This is a genomic window from Curtobacterium sp. SGAir0471 (assembly GCF_005490985.1).
In the GTDB taxonomy this organism is placed as follows: Bacteria; Actinomycetota; Actinomycetes; order Actinomycetales; family Microbacteriaceae; genus Curtobacterium.
In genome coordinates this window covers 2,593,526-2,611,435 of the sequence record NZ_CP027869.1, presented here as the reverse complement: position 1 = coordinate 2,611,435, position 17,910 = coordinate 2,593,526, and the positions used below count along the sequence as shown (strand labels likewise).

Here is a 17,910-nt window from a genome sequence, read left to right as displayed (position 1 = left end):
GACCGGAACGTCCGCAGCGGCACGTCGTGCGACCGGAACGTATGCCGACAGCACGTCGCGCGCCTCGACGACCGAGGGCCGCCGACGACCGGAGTCGTCGACGGCCCCTGCAGCCGGTCAGCCCGCTCAGTTGTACGACCCGAGACGGTTCGGCGCGGTGTTGCCCGCCGGGGTCGGCACCGCTCCACCGACGCCGTTGATCACGCTCGAGATCGTGCCCGTGTCCCCGAGTGACACCGTCACGAGCCCGTGCGCCCGGATGCCCGAGCCCGTCGGGGTCTCGAACGCCCGGTCGGCGTGCACGGACGGGTTCGTGTTGAAGAAGCAGTACACACCGCCGCCCCAGATCTCGTGGTTCGTCACACCCGACGCGACCTTGTAGGCCGCGTACCCGGCTCCGGTCGGGCTCTGCCACGACGCGTTGTCCGGCACGTCGTACGGCATCTCGTTCTGGAAGAAGATCGTCCGACCGCGGTTACCGTTCCAGAGCACCTCGTACTTCTGGTAGTGCTCGACGAACAGCCCGGTCGCGAGGACGTCGTCGCCGTTCACCTCGACGCCGGTGGCGCCGGTGTTGACGTTCCAGCCCGTCGCAGCGCCGCCGTGGTCGGCCCGCCACGCCCAGATGTGGTCGACGAGGGTGTCGTCGGCGTTCACCTGCAGTGTCGTCGACGCCTTGCCCTGGATGCTCGATCCGACGCGGAAGAACACGTCCTGGATGCTCTGCGGGTCCGAGGCGTGGTCGACGTGCGAGCCGCTGGTGCCGAGTCGGACGAGCTGCGCGCTGTTCTGCGTCCCCGCGTCCACGACGAGGTTCGACACGTTGACCCCGGAGACGTCGGAGGTGGTGAGCACCGCGTTGCCTGCGGTCGGCACAAGCGTCGGGAAGCCGATGCCGGTGACGACGGTGTCCGGGCGCGTGACGTTCAGCGCGGCGTTCAGCTGGTACGTGCCCGGGGTGAAGAACAGGTTCAGCCCCTGCGACAGCGCGCTGTTGATCGTCGCCGCGCTGTCACCGGGGTGCGCGACGTAGAAGTTGCGCATCGGGATGTCCGTCCCCGGCGTGTTCGGCCACGTCACCCCGGCCGAGTTCGTCTGCAGCGACGGCACGAACACGTGGTACTTGTTCGACGAGTCGACGTACAGGTAGGGCTTCTCCCGCGTCACCGGGGTGCTCGACAGCGTGGTCCAGCTCTTCGAGAAGTCGTTCGCCGGGGCGCCCTGCACGCCCGAGAACACCATGTTCCAGTTGCCGCCCTGCCAGCTGCCGAGCGAGGAGTTCCGCGTGTACCACTGCTGCTGCGAGCCGCTCGTGACCGTGCCGTCGACCTTCGAGTCGGCGATGTAGCCGCCGGACGAGTACCCCTGCCCGCCGTCCTGGTTGGACGGCCCCATGGTCAGGTTCCCCTTGATGTGGACGCGTCGCATCGGCGCGGCCTGGGACACCGCCCACCGGTCCGTGCCGCTCTCCGGCACGACGGACAGGTTCTCCGCCGACCGCCAGAAGTTCTGCGTCGCGTTCTTCTCGTCGCCGGCGTTCCAACCGGAGTCGACGTTGAGCGCACCGTTGATCGTCACGTCGTCGGGGTTCTTCCCGAGGCCCGCCACCGACGTGTAGAAGCCGAGGTTCGCCCAGACCCGGCCGTAGCTCCCCGGTTTGAACAGGAAGGCGTACCGCTGCGAGCCGAACTGCGCCGTGCTGCTGCGGAGCTGCGAGTTGAAGGCCGCGTCGACGTCGGACTGGATCGTCGAGGCGGGGGTGGACTGGTCGTAGACCTTGACGTTGCTCCCGAAGTCCGGGGTGTCGCTGGTCGGGACGGCTGCCTGTGCCTGCACGGCCGGCGCCAGGGCGCCGACCAGGCCGACCGCCGTGATCGTCGCGAGGAGCGTGCTCATCCGTCGTTGCATGATGCTCGATTCGTCGTCGGGTGGCCCCGTTGCCGCCCGCAACAGACGCTAGACCCGACCGGACGCCGCGGCAGTCGGTGCTGCGGCGGACAAGCGCGTACCCCGTTCGGGGGTCGTCCGGGAGGCTCGTCCCACCGCCGCCTCGTCACGCTCCGTCCCGCGGTCGGTACGCTGCGCGCATGTGGCCGACCGAGCAGGACTGGCGTGCGTCCGTCCCGCGCCGGCTGGCCCGCGCGGTCGAGCGCTGGGACCTGCACCCCGGCGAGCCGTACACCGGCGGCACCGTCTCGCACGTGGTGCCCGTGCGGTTGCCCGACGGAGGTGATGGCGTCCTCAAGCTGTCGCTCCCGCACCGCGAGGCCGAGCACGAGGCCGCAGCGCTCGCGTGGTGGGACGGCGCCGGCGCGGTCCGCCTGCTCGCCACGGACCCGGACGACCCCTTCGTGCTGCTGGTCGAGCGCTGCGACCCCGGCGCCCGACTCGCAGAGCGCGACGACCTGCCGGTCGAGGATCGTCTCCGCACCGCTGGCGGCCTGCTCACCCGGCTCTGGGCGGCCGGGGTCCCCGAGGGCGGTCCGTTCGCGTCGCTCGCCGAGGTCACCACCGGGTGGGCGGCGCTCGCCGAGGACCGGATGCGCGAGCTCGCACCGCCGTTCGACCCCGGACTCGTGCGCCGCGGGACCGAGATGCTCCGCACCCTGCCGATCGGAGCATCGCGGTCGGTGGTCGTGCACGGCGACGCGAACCCCGGCAACGTGCTCGCGGCGGAGCGGGAGCCGTGGCTCGTCATCGACCCGAAGCCGATGGTCGGCGATCCGGCCTACGACCTGTGCCCGTTGCTCGTGCAGGTCGACGATCCGTTCCGTGGCGCTGAGCCCCTGCGGGTCGTCCGCGAGCGCGTCGCCGTGCTCGCGGACGTGACCGGCGAGTCCGCGGACCGGATCACCGCGTGGTGCACGGCACGCCTGGTCGAGTCGGCGCTGTGGTCGGTGAGCAGGGGAGCGCTCGACGACGGCCTCGACGCGATGGCCCGCGCAGCGGTGGTCGACCGCGTCGCGGGCTGACCGTGGTGGGCGTCAGCGGCGCGGGAGCCCGGCGACGTAGGCCGTGAGCACCGCGGCGGGATCGACCGGGCCCACTGCGCCGACGCGGTAGAGCAGCAGGGCGTCGACGACCCCGACGAGATCCCGCGCGGCCGCGTCCGGACCATCGACACCGATTCCGTCGAGCAGGGTCCGCGCCGCCCGGACGAGCTCGTCGCGCACCGGGTCGGACCCGGTCAGGGGAGCGCGGAGCTCGGTGTCGTCGCGCAGTTCGACGAGGAGCGCGAGCCGGGCGGCCTGTGCATCGCCACGTGCGGCGAGCGCGTCGAGGAACCCGGTCGCGACGGCCGCGACCGCGGCGTCGTCCGGATCCTCCGGCAGCCGGAGTCGGGCGACGTCCGACGCCAGCTGCTCGGTGATCCGTGCGGTGACCAGCGCGAGCAGGGCTCGGCGTGTGGACGCGTAGTACGTCGTCGACCCGGACGGGAGCCCTGCCTCGGCATCGACACCACGATGAGTGAGCGACCTGGAACCGCCGCGGGCGACGAGGCGGACTGCCGCGTCGGCGAGGTCCTCGCGTCGTCCCATGGCTTCCCCTTCCCGCTTGGACATCGTACTGTTCTCTACAGATGTAGAGGGACGATCGGGAGGGTGTCGTGCACGCAGTCGTCATCGGCGGAGGAGCATCGGGTCGCGCCGTCAGGGCGGCCATCGCAGCGCGCGGATGGACGGTGCAGGTGGCGTCCAGGAGGACCGGGGTCGACGTCCTGCGCGACGACCTCATCGCCGCGCTCCGGGGCGCCGACGTGGTGGTCGAGGCGACGGGTCGCTTCACGACGAGCCGCCGTCGCGCGACCGACTTCTTCGTCCGGTCGACCACGGCGATCGGTTCGGCTGCAGCGGCGGTCGGTGCCCGGCACGTCCTGCTGTCGATCCTCGGGTGCGAGCGGGCGGAGGTGCAGGGGTACGGCTACTTCGCCGGCAAGGCCGCCCAGGAGCGGGCAGCGGCGACGACCGGTGCTGAGCTGTCGGTGGTGCGATCGACGCAGTGGCACGAGTTCGCGGAGCAGAACGCTGGACGGTTCCGGGTCGGGCGGTTCGTCCTCGTCCCGGGGATGACCGTCGCGCCGGTCGCCCTGGAGACGGTGGCCGCGGTCGTCGGCGACGTGGTCACGGGCGCGCGATCAGGGGGACGTGTCGAGGTCGCCGGCCCACAGGTCACGACCCTGCGTGCGATGACCGAGGCGCTGCCGGACCGGGCCGGGCGCATCGTGCCGGTGCGGCTCCCCGGGACGCTCGGGCGGGCCTTCCGTGACGGTGCGCTCCTGCCCGGGCCGGAGGCCGAGATCGTCGGGCCCTCGTTCGACGAGTGGGTCGCCGTGCCGGCCGCGCACTGACGATCGACGGGCTGCGTCGCCGCACCGGCTCCACCGTTCAGTCGGTCGCACCGCGCGGCGGATCGACGAGCAGGGCGACCCGGTCACGTAGGTAGTCCTCGAGCGGCACGGCCGTGCCGGCGGTGGGGGACCAGCGGACGACCGGCTCCCCGTCGACCACGGCGAGCACGCCCTCGGCGTCGACGAGCGAGTCGTCGAGCGCGATCGGCATCGCTCCGTGGTTGACGGTGTCGCCCTCGGTGAAGTGCCCCTTCGCCGCGGCGGCCCGGTACGCGCGACGCACCTCGGCGGAGACCGAGACGAACTGCTGCCGGCCGGGATCGGTCACCCGGGTGATGCGGCCGGTCGCCCACACCCGGCCCGCGGTCTCGGGCGAGGACCCGAGCAGCAGGGCGCCCACACGCCAGACCCGACCGAGGGAGCGGATCGTGGGCTCCCGTCGGATGCCGAGGACGGCACGCGGCTCGACGTACTCGCCGAGTGCCTCGTCGCGGACCTCGGCGTCCCGGAGGCGGTCCGCGGCGGCGTCGAGGGCGGCACGCGTGCGCTGCACCGCGTCCTGCACGACCCCGTCCGTCACGCTGCCCGAGCCTAGACCGGTGCGTCACGCGGGGTCTCGCGGCCGGTGGAATGCGCCCGCTGCCCGTACGGTTGCACGGTCTCGGAACGAGGAGGGCCCATGGGCATCGTGCGGTGGCTGTTCGACGCGCAGCTCGTCATCGGCGACCAGACCGTGCTCTGGCGCGAGGTGATCGGCAACCTGTTCGGACTGCTCAGTGCGCTCGGCGGGATGCGCCGCCGGGTCTGGGCATGGCCGGTGGGGATCCTCGGCAACGCCCTGCTCTTCACGGTCTTCATGGGGGCGCTCTTCGGCACCCCGAACCCGGTGAACCTGCTCGGCCAGGCCGGCCGACAGGTCATGTTCATCGCGGTCAGCGTCTACGGGTGGTACCGGTGGACGCACCGCGCGGACGAGGCGACGACCGTCGTCGAGCCGCGGTGGGCCTCCTGGCCGACCCGTGGCCTGCTCGTGCTCGCGCTGGTGGGCGGCACCGCCGTCCTGACCCCGGTGTTCCGCGCCCTCGGCTCGTACGAGCCGGTGTGGAGCGATGCCTGGATCTTCGTCGGGTCGGTGCTGGCGACCTACGGCATGGCCAAGGGGTGGGTCGAGTTCTGGCTGATCTGGGTCGCCGTCGACCTGGTCGGCGTGCCGCTGCTCTTCTCGGCCGGGTACTACGCATCCGGCCTGATGTACGTCTTCTACGGCGTCTTCACCCTGACCGGGTTCTTCGTCTGGATGCAGCAGGGGCGGAAGCCCTCGGCCGCGCCGGTGACGGTGGGCTGACCCGCTCGACAGGTGTCGCCTGACCCCCGCACTGGGTGGAGACACACAGGGCCCCGGTGCGGTGGGATGTCGGGATGGCAGACATGCACGGCGCGCGCGTCGACGACGACGCGACGCTGGCCGAGCGGATCGTGCGCGGAGCGATCCGCGCCTACCGGTTGCACCCCTTCCACGACGTCGACGCGGCGACGATCGCCGAGACCTGCGGCGTGGACCGCGCCGCCGTCGACCGGCTCTTCCCGACCTGGGACGGCCTGCTGCTGGTGGTCTACGACCGCTGGCTGCAGCTCCGAGGCTCCCGTCGTTCCTCCGTGCCCCGGTGCACCCTCGACCACGTGCGGACGACCCTCGCCGAGGACGTCGCCGACCCCGGGCTCGTCCGGCTGCTCGCCGGCGTCCTGCCCCTCGCCGCCTCGGAACGCGACTTCGCCGGTTTCTTCCGGAAGCGGTTCGAGGAGTACGTCGAGGAGCTGACCGTCGGGCTGCAGCGCGACGTCGACGCGGGCACGGAGATCATCGGCATCCCCGCGCACCAGGCGGCGACGCAGCTGCTCGCCGTCTACGAGGGGCTGCAGGTGCAGATGGTCGTCCGTCCGTACCTGGACGTCCTGGTCGAGTACGACCGTGCCGTGCACACGCTCCGGCACGGGTGGCGTGAACCCGAGCCCGTGGCCTGGGACCTCGACGCAGCGCTCGTCCGCGGCTAGCGGTTCAGCGTGTCCGGGGTCGCCCCTTCCGCCAGCCCGCGATCTGCTGCAGCGTGACCTTCGACCCGTACTGCGCGACCGAGTGACGGAACAGGTACTCGGCGAACCAGAGCAGCAGCGCGGCGACGACGAACACCTCGACGATGCTCACGACCGACTCGACGACGGACAGTGAGCCGACCGCGTTCCGCACCATGGCCGTGATCGGCGTGAAGGTCGGGAACCACGTGAAGAACGCCGCGACCGGTGACGAGGGCGTCGTCATCACGAAGAACGCCGCGTAGAGCGGGATGATCAGGGCGAAGATCGCGGCGGACTGCAGCGTCGAGGCGTCCTTGATCGAGGGCACGGCAGCGCCGACGGCGACGAAGAGCCCGCAGGCGAGCAGGACGCCTCCGATCAGCAGCAGGGCGCCGACGACCATCCGCCACGGGTCCACCGTCAGGCCGCCGAGCCGCGACGCGACCAGGGGCAGTGCTGCCAGCGCCACCGCGAGCCCCGGCACGACGACGACCCCGACCTGCACGAGCCCGACGAGCAGCATGGCGAGCACCTTGCCCCGGATCAGGTCGCCCGCCGTCACGGTCGTCAGGATCATCTCGGAGATCCGGTTCTCCTTCTCCTCGACCACGACCGTCACCATCCGGGTCGCGAGCAGGATCACGATCCCGAAGAACGCGAGGGGGAACAGCAGGGGCGGCACGATCGACAACCAGCCCGGCGCGATCCGGCCGTCCGCGTAGGTCGTCAGGTCGGTGGACGGCGGTGCGCGGAGGAGCGCGACCGCCTCGTCGTCGCCGACCGAGTCCGCGACGCTCCGCTCGAGCACGCCCTCGGCGAGTGTCGAGTAGCCGCCGTTCTCGAACAGCCCGCGGTCGGCCGCGTCGAGCCGGATCGGTTCGGCCGACGGCTTCGCCGGGAACTCGACGAACAGAGCGAGCGTCCCGGCACGGACGGCGGCGCGGTCGGCGGCCGGGTCCGTCGACGGGGTCCCACCCGACCGGGCAGCCACCGATGCCGACACCAGGCCGGAGTGGTCGACGTACCGGAACGTGGTCTTCGTCGCCGACGAGCTCGACGAGATCGAGTCGGAGCCAGCAGCCTGCCCGATGCCGACGAGCACCGAGACGAGGACGACGACGATCGGCAGTGCGAGCGTCCCGATCCAGAACGCGGGCTTCTTGACCGCGCGGACGAACTCGAAGCGGACGACCGTCCCGAGCCGGCTCACGCCGCTGCCCCGTTCGCGGTGCCCCGGACCGCGTTGCGGCCGTCCGCGGACCGGTCCTCGTCGGCGTCGTGGCCGTAGACCTGGACGAAGATCTCGTCGAGCGGGATGCGGCGCATCTCGAACGCGGTGACGTGCGCGCCAGCGGCCACCAGCGCGGCCAGGATGTCCGACCCGTCGACCGCGGCTGCCTCGGTGGGCACCAGGTGCGCGACGTGCCCCTCGTGCCGGGCGAGCCGGTAGAGCGGGGAGCGGGGGACCGTCCCGGTGAGCTGCACCCGGGCGACGGCGCCGCCGAAGGCGTCCTGCACGTCGGGGATGCTGCCGTACGCGGCCGCCCGCCCGTCCTTGAGCAGCAGGATCCGGTCGCAGAGCCGTTCGACCTCGTCCATGTGGTGCGTCACGAGGACCACGGTCGCGCCGTCCGCCCGACGCTCGTCCACCAGGTCGAGCAGCAGCCGGCGGTTCACCGGGTCGAGACCCTTCGTCGGTTCGTCGAGGATGAGCAGGCGCGGGCGGTCCATGATCGTGATCCCGAGCTGCACCTTCTGCTGCTGCCCGCCGGACAGCTTGTCGACCCGGAGCTTCGCGCGGTCCGCGAGTCCGACGCGCGCCAGGTACTCGGTGCTCCACGCGGTTGCCTCGGGTCGGCGCAGCCCGCGGAGCATGCCGAAGTAGGTCATCACGTCGAGCACGGACTCCTTGCGGTAGAGCCCGCGTTCCTCGGGCAGGTAGCCGATGCCGCCGGTTGCAGGACGGTACGGTGCGCCGTCGACGTGCAGTGTGCCGGAGGTCGGTGTCGTGATGCCGAGGAGCGCACGGATCGTGGTCGTCTTGCCGGAGCCGTTGCTGCCGAGCAGCCCGAACGTCTCGCCGGGGGCGACGTCGAAGGACAGCCCGTCGACGACGTCCCGGTCGCCGAACCGCATGACGAAGTCCCGCACGCTGATGGCCGCACCGCTCATGCGCCGACCCTACCGAGGGACGCCGCGAGTTCCGCTCGCCCGTTCCTTCCCATCGCACGTGCGGTGGGAAGCGAGAACGGGCGTACCTGGTGGATTCATCCGACCAGGTACGCCCGTTCCCGCCCGGTACGCCCGTTCCCGCCCGGCGAGCGACGAGCGGCGAGTGACGGGACCACACGACGGACGGGAGGCGCGGTGCCTGCCCGCACCGAGCCTCCCGTCCGTCACCCGGTTCCGTCAGGAACGCAACCAGGCGGTCCCGACACCCGACAGTGCGCCGTCTGCCACCGGCGCGGAGGCGAGCAGCAGCTCGCCGGAGGGGAGTGCGTACGGCTCGTCGCCGAACACCGTGACGCTCGTCCAGCCGTTCGGCCGACGGAACGCGAGCACGTCGTCGCGGCCGGTCTCCAGCCACTCGAGGTGCTCCTCGGTCTGCAGTTGACCACGCAGGCCCAGGGCCTTCCGGTACAGGTTCAGCGTCGAGTCGGGGTCGGCGTCCTCGGCCTCGACCGAGACGTCGGCGAACCACGCCGGCTGCGGCAGGTGCGAGCCGCCCTCGCCGAAGCCGAAGCTCTCGCCGCTCCTGGTCCACGGGATCGGGACGCGGCAGCCGTCACGGCCGACGTCGACACCGGGGTTCCGGAAGAACGCCGGGTCCTGGCGGTCGGCGTCCGGGATGTCGCCGACTTCGTGCAGCCCGAGCTCCTCGCCCTGGTACAGGTACGCCGACCCGGGCAGCGCGAGCTCGAGGAGCGTCGCAGCCCGAGCACGTCGGAGGCCGAGCGCACGGTCGAGCACGGCCTGGTCGCCGCCGGCGAGCAGCCACGCGGCGCCCTGCTTCTGCTCGTCGCCGTTGCGGGCGGGGAGCGCGTACCGGGTGGCGTGCCGGACGACGTCGTGGTTCGAGAACACCCACGTCGTCGACGAGCCGGACTGCTCGGCGAGGCCGAGGTTGAACTCGATGATCGTGCGGAACTGCTGGGCGTCGAAGTCGGCCTCGAGCAGGTCGAAGTTGAACGCCTGCCCGAGTCCCTCGGCGCTGGCGTACCGCGCACGACGGTCGGCGGCGACCCACGCCTCGGCGACGGCGGTGCGGGCCGGGGAGTACTCCTCGAACACCGTCCGCCACTCGGCGTAGATCCCGTGCACGTCGTCGCGGTCCCACAGGATGTGCGACCCGTCCTTCGGCGCGGCGAGGACCTCGGCCCACGTCGGCAGCTCGCCCTCGGGCAGGTCCTTCGCCAGTCCGTGCGCGACGTCGATGCGGAAGCCGTCGACCCCGCGGTCGGACCAGAAGCGCAGCGTGTGGAGGAAGTCGTCGCGCACCTCGCGGTTCGCCCAGTTCAGGTCGGGCTGCTCCTTCGCGAAGTTGTGCAGGTACCACTGGCCGTCACCCACGGCGGTCCAGGCCGGGCCACCGAAGATCGACACCCAGTCGGCCGGGGGCTGTTCGCCGGAAGGGCCGGTGCCGTCGCGGAACACGTAGCGGTCGCGCGCCGGGCTGCCCTTCGGGGACGCCAGGGCCTCGCGGAACCACTCGTGCCGGTCGCTCGTGTGGTTCGGGACGATGTCGACGATCACCCGGATGCCGGCGCCGTGCAGCGCGTCCACCATCTCGTCGAAGTCGGCGAGGGTGCCCAGGCGCGGGTCGACGTCACGGTAGTCGTCGACGTCGTAGCCGCCGTCGGCCAGGGCGGACGGGTAGAAGGGGCTGAGCCAGACGGCCTCGATGCCGAGCGAGGCGAGGTACGCCACACGCGAGGTGACCCCGCGCAGGTCGCCGATGCCGTCGCCGTCCGCGTCGGCGAACGAGCGCGGGTACACCTGGTAGACGCTCGCCTGTCGCCACCAGGTCTCGGCGTCGGTGGAGGCAGCGGGCTGGACGGCCGGGTCGAGCACGTCGGTCATGGTGGTGAGGGTCCTCTCGGTGGTGGTCGTCGTGTCGGGCGTCGCGGCCGCGGCCGCGTGCGTGGTCTCGGCGCTCACTTGATCGCGCCCTGCGTCACGCCCGCCATCACCCATCGCTGGGTGACGAGGTAGACGATGATCGCCGGGGCCATCGCCATCAGGTACGAGGCGAACGACACGTTGTAGTTGTTGCTGAACTGCGTCTGGAACATCTGCTGCAGCACCGGCAGGGTCTGCAGTGCCGGGTCGGAGGTGATCAGCGACGGCATCACGAAGTCGTTCCAGGACGCGAGGAACGCGAAGATGCCGACGGTGGCGCTCATCGGTGCAAGGAGCGGGAACACCAGTCGCCAGAACACCTGCCCCGTGCTCGCACCGTCGATGCGTGCACTCTCCTCCAGCTCGGCCGGGATCGACCGCAGGAACGCGGTGAAGAGCAGCACGCTGAACGACAGCTGGAACATGACGTGCAGGATCGCGACGCCGATCGGGTTGTCCAGCCCGGCGAGCCCGGTGAGCTTGACCTGCGACAGCGCGAGCACCGGGAACGGCAGGAACATCGCGGCGAGCAGGTAGAAGAACGACCAGCGGAAGAACCGGCGCTCCCAGTTCCGGGCGATCGCGTACGCGGTGAACGAGGCGAGCAGGATCGTCCCGGCGACGGTGATGGCCGCGATGAGCACGGAGACGCCGAAGGCGCGCGGGAAGTCCGTGAGCTCCCAGGCCTGCACGAACCCGTCGACGCTGAACGGTGCCGGCAGCGAGAACGCGTTGCCGTCGACGGCCTGCGAGGTCGTCTTGAACGCCATCGTCACGGTGACGTACAGCGGGACGAGGACGCACAGCGTGCACAGCGCGAGCACGATCGTGACCGGCCAGTTGAAGCGCTCGCCGCGACGTCCGGCGGTGCGGTCGGCGTCGACCGACCGGATGCTGCCGGTGGCCGTCGTGCCCGGGCGGAGGGGTGCTTGCATGGTCATCAGAGCGCTGCCTTCCCGCGGGTCGCCCGCAGCTGGATCACGGCGATGACCACGGCGATCACGAAGAAGATCGTCGCGTTCGCCATCTGGTACGCGTAGTCGCCGCCGCTGAAGCCCTTGAAGATCGACATCGCGACCGACGTGGTCGACGTGCCCGGGCCGCCGTCGGTCAGGCCGACGATGATGTCGTACGAGTTCAGGAAGTTCTTGAACCCGATGACCAGGTTGATGAGGATGTAGCCCGCAGTCAGCGGTGCGGTGATCGAGACGAGCTGCCGCCACGCACTGGCGCCGTCGAGCGACGCGGCCTCGTACACCTCGCCGGGGATCGACAGGACGCCGGCGATGTAGATGAGGAGCGTCGACGGGATCGCCTGCCACGCGGTCACGATCACGACCGCGACCCACGCCAGGTCGGGATTCGCCAGGATGCTCTGCTCGAGCGGGGCGAAGCCGAGCGCGGTCGCGAACGCCGGCAGGCTGTTCGCGAAGAGGAACGAGAACACGTACGCGATGACGATGCCGGAGATCACCATCGGCAGGACGAACACGGCGCGGAGCGCGATCTTGCCGCGGATCTTCGAGGTCAGCGCGATCGCGAGCAGGAACGCGACGGCGTTCACGAGGAGCACGGTGACGAGCGAGAAGCCGATCGTGAACAGGTACGCCTGCAGGATCGCGGGGTCGGAGAACACCGCGACGTAGTTCGTCAGGCCGGTGAACCGGAACTCGCCGAAGCCGACGGAGTTCGTGAAGCTCAGCACGATGCCCATCACGGCGGGGAGCGTGATCGCGAGCGTGAAGAGCACGAGCGTGGGGACGAGGAACACGAGGAAGAGCGGGTCGACGCGCTTGCCGCGTCCGCGGCTGCCGGCCTGGAGGCGCGGTGCGACTCCGCCCCGTCGGCGGCGGTCCGCCGTCGTGATCGATTCGGTGGTCGTGGTGGCCAAGGTCGTCTCCTTACGCGGCCGACCGGAGCGCGAGCCGCGCCCAGTCGCCGTCGAGGGTGCGGAGTTGCGGTTCGGGCGCACCGCCGAAGGCGATGGACTGCAGGTAGTTCGCCACCGGGATCTCGGCGGGGATGAGCTGCGAGGCGCCCAGGTAGAAGGCGGCGCGGTCGTACGAGTCCTGCATGCCGCGGAGCGCGGGGTTCGACACCGGCGGGGAGTCCTTCCGGACACCGAAGCCGTTGTTGTCGGCGTTGTACCGGTCGCTGATCGCCGGGCTCATCAGGAACGACAGGAACTCGCGAGCGGCCTCCTGCTTGCGGGAGGCCTCCGGGATCTAGAGCCCGAGGTCGACATTCACGCGCACCTTGTTGTCGGCGGGGTCGTCGGTCGCGGGGAACGGGAACGTACCGAGGTCCATGTCGGGGTTCGTCTTCGCGATCTCGCCGAGCGCCCACGGGCCCTGCAGGTACATCGCGGCCTTCCCCTGGGCGAACGCGAGGTTGCCGTCGCCGTAGCCCCGGCTGGCCGCACCCTCCTGGTGCCACTGCAGCAGGTCGACCATCCGTCCGACCGGCGCCGCGAAGTCCTTCTGGAACGAGACGGCGGACCCCTTGCCGACCGACGTGCCCTCGCGGTCGAGGGCAGTGAAGGTCGCCGGGACGTCGAGCATGCCGCCGACCGAGTAGTCGAACATGCCCTGGGCGATCGTCCAGTTGTCCTTGTACGTGCCGTACATCGGCGTGATGCCGGCCTTCGTCAGCCGCTCGCACACGTCGGTGAACGCGCTCCACGTCGTCGGGACCTCGAGGCCCTGCTGTGCGAACAGCTGCTTGTCGTAGATGACGGACGCCGCGGTGACCGAGTAGGGCAGGACGCTCGTCCGACCCGGGTAGTCCGCGGTCTGCTCCATCAGCGGCCACAGGTCGGGGTTGATCGTGTCCTTCTCGGGCATGTCGGACAGGTCCGTCAGGGCCCCGTGCTCGACGAAGGACACCATCGCGTAGTTGTAGTTCAGGCACCCGAGGTCCGGCGGGCGGTTCCGGACGAAGTTCGCGGACATGTTCGACGTCGAGTCGCGGACGACCCGGATCTTCGACTGGCTGTCGTGGAACTTCGCGATGACGTCGTCGAAGTACCCGATGACCTCGGGCTTCGACACGTAGAAGGTGATGGTCTCGGGTCGGCTGCTCGATCCTCCGAGCGGGGCGCAGCCGGCGAGTGCCAGCCCCGCGCCGATGCCGCCCGCACCGAGCAGGAACCCACGGCGGGTGACCCCGGCCGTGCTCCTGGTGGTGGCGTGTGCTTGCACGTCGTCTCCGTTCGTCCGGACCCGGCGTCCCTGCCGTTCCGGCCCGCGTGCCGGCGTCGGTGTCGGCTCGCTGGAGTAAATCTACCCAGAAAATCTAATCGCGCAAGCAACTGCCGTCGCGGTAGGGTCGGCGCATGCCACAGCGCCGTGTGACCCCGCGCGCGACCAGCGCCGAGACGGTCCTGGCCTACGCCCTCGACCCGCTGACCGGCGCCTTCACCGCGACCGAGGCGATCGAGGCGACGGGACTGACCCGCTCGACCGTGCTCGCGGCGTGCACGGAACTCGTCCGGCTCGGCTGGTTGCGTGATCTCGACGACGCCCGGGCAGCGGGGGAGTACCGGAAGGGCCGACCCGCACGCCGCTACGAGCTCGTCGCGGACGCCGGGGTCGTCGTCGGTGTCGACGCGGGACAGCACCGCGTCACGGCGCTCGTGGCCGACCTCCGAGGCGCGGTGCTCGCCCGCGCCGAGGGCGCGCTCGGGGAGTCCGGCCTCGACGTGCCGGTCCGCTTGCGGGTGACGACCGAGACGATCGCGGCGGCGCTCGCCGCGGCCGACGTCGACCCGGTCCGCGTGCTCGTGACGGTCGTCGGCATCCCGGCGCCCGTCGACGCGCTCGGCGCATCGCCCCGGGACGGCGGGTTCTGGGACAGCATGAACCCGGGCTTCGCCGACGTGGTGTCCCACGGCGTCGTCGTGGTGGAGAACGACGCGAACGCCGCCGCGCTGGCCGAACGGCCGTCCTCCGGGGACGCCTCGTTCGCAGCCCTGCTGTCCGGTGAGCGCTTCGGCGCCGGTCTGGTCGTCGACGGGGTGCTGCTCCGCGGTGCCCGGGGCGGCGCGGGCGAGCTCCGTGTGCTCGACCTCGTCGACGGGGTGTCCTCGTCGAACGGCATCGGCCGCACCGCCCGCGAGCTCGTCCGCGAGGCCAGAGCCGAGGGGCGGATCGACCCGTCGTCACTGCTCGGCAGCGACGAGGAGCCCGGGGCCGAGGCGGTGTTCGCCGCCGCGGCCCTGCTCGACCCGGTGGCACTCGAGGTCGTGGACCGCCTGGGGGACCGTCTCGCCCGGGTCTGCGTCCTGCTCGCGAGCCTGCTCGACATCGACCGCGTCGTCGTCGCCGGAGCGATCGCGGACGCCGCAGCGCCGGTGATCGAGCGGGCGCGCGAACACCTGGCGACGGGGGAGTACGACCCGACACCCGAGGTCGTGGCGTCCCGCCTCGGTGGTGACGTCGTCGTGCTCGGAGCCGTCGCCCGCGCGCTCGACCTCGTGCACGCCGACCCCCTGGCGTTCCCGCTCCCCGCGGTGCGCTCGTCGATCGCTGTCTGAGCGGCCCTCGGGACCTCCTGGCACGCTGGGGCGGTGCGCTCCCCGACCCACCGCTCGACGGTCCCGGCAACGATCCTGACGATGGTGGTGACGGGGCTCGTCTTCGGCGTCGGGTGGTTCGTCGGCCTCCCGCTGGTCGAGCCCGAGCTCCGCGGGCCGCAGCTCGCGATCGGAGCCGTCGTCGGCGGCCTGTTCTTCGGTGTCCTGTTCGGCGGCTGGCTCGGCCGCCAGCGACGAGCCGCCGGGCCTGCGTCGGCGGACCGCTCGTTCCGTCGTGCGCTGCGCACGGGTGTCCTGCCACCGGGCGTCGACACGGTCGCCTGGCGCCGGTCGGTCGGACACCGCCGCGCGGTCACCCTGCGGCAGCAGCGGTTCGGACCCCTGGTGTTCGGTGGCGGGACGGTGCTGTACGTGGCGTTGGCGCTGACCCAGGATCCGCTCTGGTGGCTCGCCGCGGCGGTGTTCGCCGGGTTCCTCGTGGCCGCGCTCGTCCAGACACCGAGGCTCTTGCGCACGACCGCGGCCCTGCTCGACGAACTCGACCGCCGCGAGGCAGACCGCACGACCTGACCACCCACGAGGATTGCGCTGACGATCCTTCCCAGAACGCCCGCGATGGAAGGTGGATCCGGGCGTACCCGGTGGGACCATCCGACCAGGTATGCCCGGTTCGACCAGGTACGCCCGGTTCGACCAGGTACGCCCGGTTCGGCCAGGTACGCCCGGTTCGGCCAGGTACGCCCGGTTCGACCAGGTACGCCCGGTCCGACCAGGTACGCCCGGTTCGACCAGGTATGCGGAGGCCGCTGCGAGCGGCGGTGGATCCTCAGCGCGGGAGCGTCGCCAGGACCTCGGCGGCGCGGGTGGTCTGCTCGGCGCTGACGTCCAGGTGCGTCACGAGCCGGACACTGCGTGGCCCGAGCTGCATCACCCGGACGCCCCGGTCGGCGGCAGCGCGCACGAACGCCGCCGGGTCGGACACGTCGGCGAACACGATGTTCGTGTCGACCGTCTCCGGGTCGACGTCGAGCGCCGCCGCGAGCACCCTGGCGTTCGCGTGGTCCTCGGCGAGGCGGTCGACGTGGTTCCGGAGCGCGAACCGGCCCGCGGCGGCGAGGAAGCCGGTCTGCCGCATGCCGCCGCCGTACCGCTTCCGCCAGACCCGCGCCGCGTCGACGTGGTCGCGGGAGCCGACGAGCACCGACCCCACCGGCGCGCCGAGCCCCTTCGACAGGCAGACCGACACGGTGTCGAAGCCGGCCGCGAGCTCGCGGAGGGCCACACCCGACGCCACGTGCGCGTTCCAGAGCCGAGCGCCGTCGAGGTGCACCGCGATCCCGTGCTCCCGCGCGAAGGCCTGCACGGCGCGGACCTCGTCGACCGGCTGCACGGTCCCGCCGCCGAAGTTGTGCGTGTTCTCGACCGCGATCGCCGTCGTCGACACGCTGTAGGCCCCGGCGTTCGGCTCCGCCACCTCGGCGACCGCCGTCGCGACGAGTCGTCCGCGCTCCGAGGGCCACGTGCGCGTCGTGATGCCCGAGAACACCGCCGCCGCACCGAGCTCGGCGCGGACGACGTGTGCGCGGACGTCGGCGAGCAGCTCCTCGCCCGGAGCGACGTGCAGCCGCAGGCCGAGCTGGTTCGCCATCGAGCCGGTCGGGGTGAAGAGCCCGGCCTCGTGCCCGAGCAGGTCGGCGACCTCGCGCTCGAGGGCGTTCGTCTCCGGGTCCTCGCCGAAGACGTCGTCACCGACCTCGGCCTCGGCCATCGCGCGGCGCATCGCGGGCGTGGGGCGGGTGACGGTGTCGGAGCGAAGGTCGATCGGGGCGTCGGTCACCAGGCAACGCTAACCCGCCGTCCAGACCCCGGATCACCACCGCGGCTAGCGTGAGCCGCATGCAGCCGCCAGCAGCCGGGACCCTCCGCATCCTCCACCTCTCCGACACGCACCTGACCGGTGACGGTGCCCTGCACCAGGGATCCGTCGACACGACGGCGGCACTCGACGCGGTGCTGGCGCACGTCGACGGCGTGCCGGGGGTCGGCCTGGTCGTCGTCTCCGGTGACGTCTCCGAGGACGGCAGCCCCGAGTCCTACCGCACCGCCCGCGAGCGCATCGGCGCCTGGGCCGAGCGACACGGCGCGGCACTCGTCCTGGTGCCCGGCAACCACGACCTCCGCGAGGGCTTCCGCCAGGTCCTCGCGAACGGCCACGTCCTGGGCGAGGGCGGTACCCCGCTCGCGCACACCATGGAGTACACGCCGCCGTCCGTGCCGGTCTGCGGCCAGTCGGTCGTCGCCGGCTTCCGGGTCGTGACGGTCGACACGAGCGTCCCCGGCGCGGGCTACGGGGCGCTCAGCGAGACCGCGCTCGACCGGCTCCGCACGGCGTTGACCGGCGAGCCCGTCCCGCACGGCACGGTCGTCGTGCTCCACCACCCACCGGTGCCGTCGCCGACGCTCCTGCACGAGGCCCTCCGCCTGCAGGACCCCGAGGACCTCGTGGAGCTGCTCGACGGCTCCGACGTCCGGGTCGTGCTCGGCGGGCACCAGCACCACCACGCCGTCGGGTCGCTGGCCGGGGTCCCGGTGCTCGTCGCCCCCGGGGTCGCGAACGACACCGACGTGGTCGGCCCGTACGACGAGGAATCGGCGCACGTCGCACACGGTGCCCTGATCGTCGACGTCGCCGCAGATGGTTCCGTCTGGTCGACCCCGGTGCGCGTGCCCGATCCGGACCGCGACGTGCTCGCCTTCGCACTCGACGCCGACACGGTCGCGCGGATCGCGGAGCAGGCGGGACCCGCCGCGGACTGATCGCGCGCGACCCCGCGTG

At 71.8% G+C, this 17,910-nt stretch carries 18 protein-coding genes; 7 read left to right on the top strand and 11 right to left on the bottom strand.

Features of this window, described 5'->3' with window-relative positions; genetic code table 11:
• Positions 1 to 126: 126 nt before the first annotated feature.
• Positions 127 to 1,896 (bottom strand): hypothetical protein, encoded by a 1,770-nt coding sequence (locus tag C1N91_RS12150; protein WP_137767914.1) that lies wholly within the window; start codon positions 1,894 to 1,896, stop codon positions 127 to 129.
• A 191-nt stretch (positions 1,897 to 2,087) separates the two neighbouring features.
• On the opposite strand from C1N91_RS12150, the gene C1N91_RS12145 reads away from it, so the two are divergent.
• Complete coding sequence (locus C1N91_RS12145; RefSeq protein ID WP_137767913.1) at positions 2,088 to 2,972, top strand: aminoglycoside phosphotransferase family protein; 885 nt, start codon at positions 2,088 to 2,090, stop codon at positions 2,970 to 2,972.
• A gap of 12 nt (positions 2,973 to 2,984) precedes the next feature.
• Here C1N91_RS12145 and C1N91_RS12140 read toward each other — a convergent pair whose 3' ends face one another.
• On the bottom strand, positions 2,985 to 3,539 hold the full coding sequence (locus C1N91_RS12140; protein WP_137767912.1) for a TetR/AcrR family transcriptional regulator: 555 nt from the start codon (positions 3,537 to 3,539) through the stop codon (positions 2,985 to 2,987).
• A gap of 68 nt (positions 3,540 to 3,607) precedes the next feature.
• Between C1N91_RS12140 and C1N91_RS12135 the strand changes: the two genes are divergently transcribed.
• Positions 3,608 to 4,348 carry an SDR family oxidoreductase gene (locus C1N91_RS12135; protein ID WP_137767911.1) on the top strand — a complete coding sequence of 247 codons (741 nt, stop codon included), beginning with the start codon at positions 3,608 to 3,610 and terminating at the stop codon, positions 4,346 to 4,348.
• 37 nt (positions 4,349 to 4,385) lie between these two features.
• Here C1N91_RS12135 and C1N91_RS12130 read toward each other — a convergent pair whose 3' ends face one another.
• Entirely contained in the window at positions 4,386 to 4,928 is a 543-nt protein-coding gene (locus C1N91_RS12130; protein ID WP_137767910.1) for a hypothetical protein, read from the bottom strand.
• Positions 4,929 to 5,027: 99 nt separating this feature from the next.
• Between C1N91_RS12130 and pnuC the strand changes: the two genes are divergently transcribed.
• Together pnuC and C1N91_RS12120 are read left to right on the top strand one after the other, a co-directional pair.
• Positions 5,028 to 5,693 carry a nicotinamide riboside transporter PnuC gene (gene pnuC, locus C1N91_RS12125; RefSeq protein WP_137767909.1) on the top strand — a complete coding sequence of 222 codons (666 nt, stop codon included), beginning with the start codon at positions 5,028 to 5,030 and terminating at the stop codon, positions 5,691 to 5,693.
• Between the two features lie 74 nt (positions 5,694 to 5,767).
• Complete coding sequence (locus C1N91_RS12120; protein WP_137767908.1) at positions 5,768 to 6,400, top strand: TetR/AcrR family transcriptional regulator; 633 nt, start codon at positions 5,768 to 5,770, stop codon at positions 6,398 to 6,400.
• 4 nt (positions 6,401 to 6,404) lie between these two features.
• Here the strand turns inward: C1N91_RS12120 and C1N91_RS12115 are convergent, their stop codons facing one another.
• The 7 genes from C1N91_RS12115 to C1N91_RS12090 all read right to left on the bottom strand — a co-directional run bounded on the left by C1N91_RS12115 (position 6,405) and on the right by C1N91_RS12090 (position 13,740).
• The gene (locus C1N91_RS12115; RefSeq protein WP_137767907.1) at positions 6,405 to 7,631 is read right to left on the bottom strand and encodes an ABC transporter permease; all 1,227 of its coding nucleotides are present in this window, start codon (positions 7,629 to 7,631) and stop codon (positions 6,405 to 6,407) included.
• A complete protein-coding gene (locus tag C1N91_RS12110) occupies positions 7,628 to 8,593 on the bottom strand; it encodes an ABC transporter ATP-binding protein (RefSeq protein WP_137767906.1) in 966 nt (321 codons plus the stop codon). Before C1N91_RS12110 ends, C1N91_RS12115 begins: the two co-directional genes overlap by 4 nt.
• A gap of 237 nt (positions 8,594 to 8,830) precedes the next feature.
• Positions 8,831 to 10,501, bottom strand: a complete 1,671-nt coding sequence (locus C1N91_RS12105; RefSeq protein ID WP_137768818.1) for a glycoside hydrolase family 13 protein — start codon at positions 10,499 to 10,501, stop codon at positions 8,831 to 8,833.
• Between the two features lie 74 nt (positions 10,502 to 10,575).
• Positions 10,576 to 11,481 (bottom strand): carbohydrate ABC transporter permease, encoded by a 906-nt coding sequence (locus tag C1N91_RS12100; RefSeq protein WP_175416009.1) that lies wholly within the window; start codon positions 11,479 to 11,481, stop codon positions 10,576 to 10,578.
• Positions 11,481 to 12,431: a carbohydrate ABC transporter permease gene (locus C1N91_RS12095; protein ID WP_137767905.1), complete on the bottom strand. Its 951-nt coding sequence runs from the start codon at positions 12,429 to 12,431 to the stop codon at positions 11,481 to 11,483. Before C1N91_RS12095 ends, C1N91_RS12100 begins: the two co-directional genes overlap by 1 nt.
• 10 nt (positions 12,432 to 12,441) lie before the next feature.
• On the bottom strand, positions 12,442 to 12,711 hold the full coding sequence (locus C1N91_RS17230; RefSeq protein WP_368074196.1) for a hypothetical protein: 270 nt from the start codon (positions 12,709 to 12,711) through the stop codon (positions 12,442 to 12,444).
• A 54-nt stretch (positions 12,712 to 12,765) separates the two neighbouring features.
• Entirely contained in the window at positions 12,766 to 13,740 is a 975-nt protein-coding gene (locus tag C1N91_RS12090) for an ABC transporter substrate-binding protein (protein WP_368074195.1), read from the bottom strand.
• Between the two features lie 134 nt (positions 13,741 to 13,874).
• Here C1N91_RS12090 and C1N91_RS12085 point away from each other — a divergent pair, with 134 nt between their 5' ends.
• Positions 13,875 to 15,074 carry an ROK family protein gene (locus C1N91_RS12085; RefSeq protein ID WP_137767904.1) on the top strand — a complete coding sequence of 400 codons (1,200 nt, stop codon included), beginning with the start codon at positions 13,875 to 13,877 and terminating at the stop codon, positions 15,072 to 15,074.
• 33 nt (positions 15,075 to 15,107) lie between these two features.
• The gene (locus C1N91_RS12080; protein ID WP_137767903.1) at positions 15,108 to 15,644 is read left to right on the top strand and encodes a hypothetical protein; all 537 of its coding nucleotides are present in this window, start codon (positions 15,108 to 15,110) and stop codon (positions 15,642 to 15,644) included.
• A gap of 256 nt (positions 15,645 to 15,900) precedes the next feature.
• Here the strand turns inward: C1N91_RS12080 and C1N91_RS12075 are convergent, their stop codons facing one another.
• The gene (locus C1N91_RS12075) at positions 15,901 to 16,911 is read right to left on the bottom strand and encodes a threonine aldolase family protein (protein WP_137767902.1); all 1,011 of its coding nucleotides are present in this window, start codon (positions 16,909 to 16,911) and stop codon (positions 15,901 to 15,903) included.
• A 59-nt stretch (positions 16,912 to 16,970) separates the two neighbouring features.
• Here C1N91_RS12075 and C1N91_RS12070 point away from each other — a divergent pair, with 59 nt between their 5' ends.
• Positions 16,971 to 17,891 carry a metallophosphoesterase gene (locus C1N91_RS12070; protein WP_137767901.1) on the top strand — a complete coding sequence of 307 codons (921 nt, stop codon included), beginning with the start codon at positions 16,971 to 16,973 and terminating at the stop codon, positions 17,889 to 17,891.
• Positions 17,892 to 17,910: the final 19 nt, after the last annotated feature.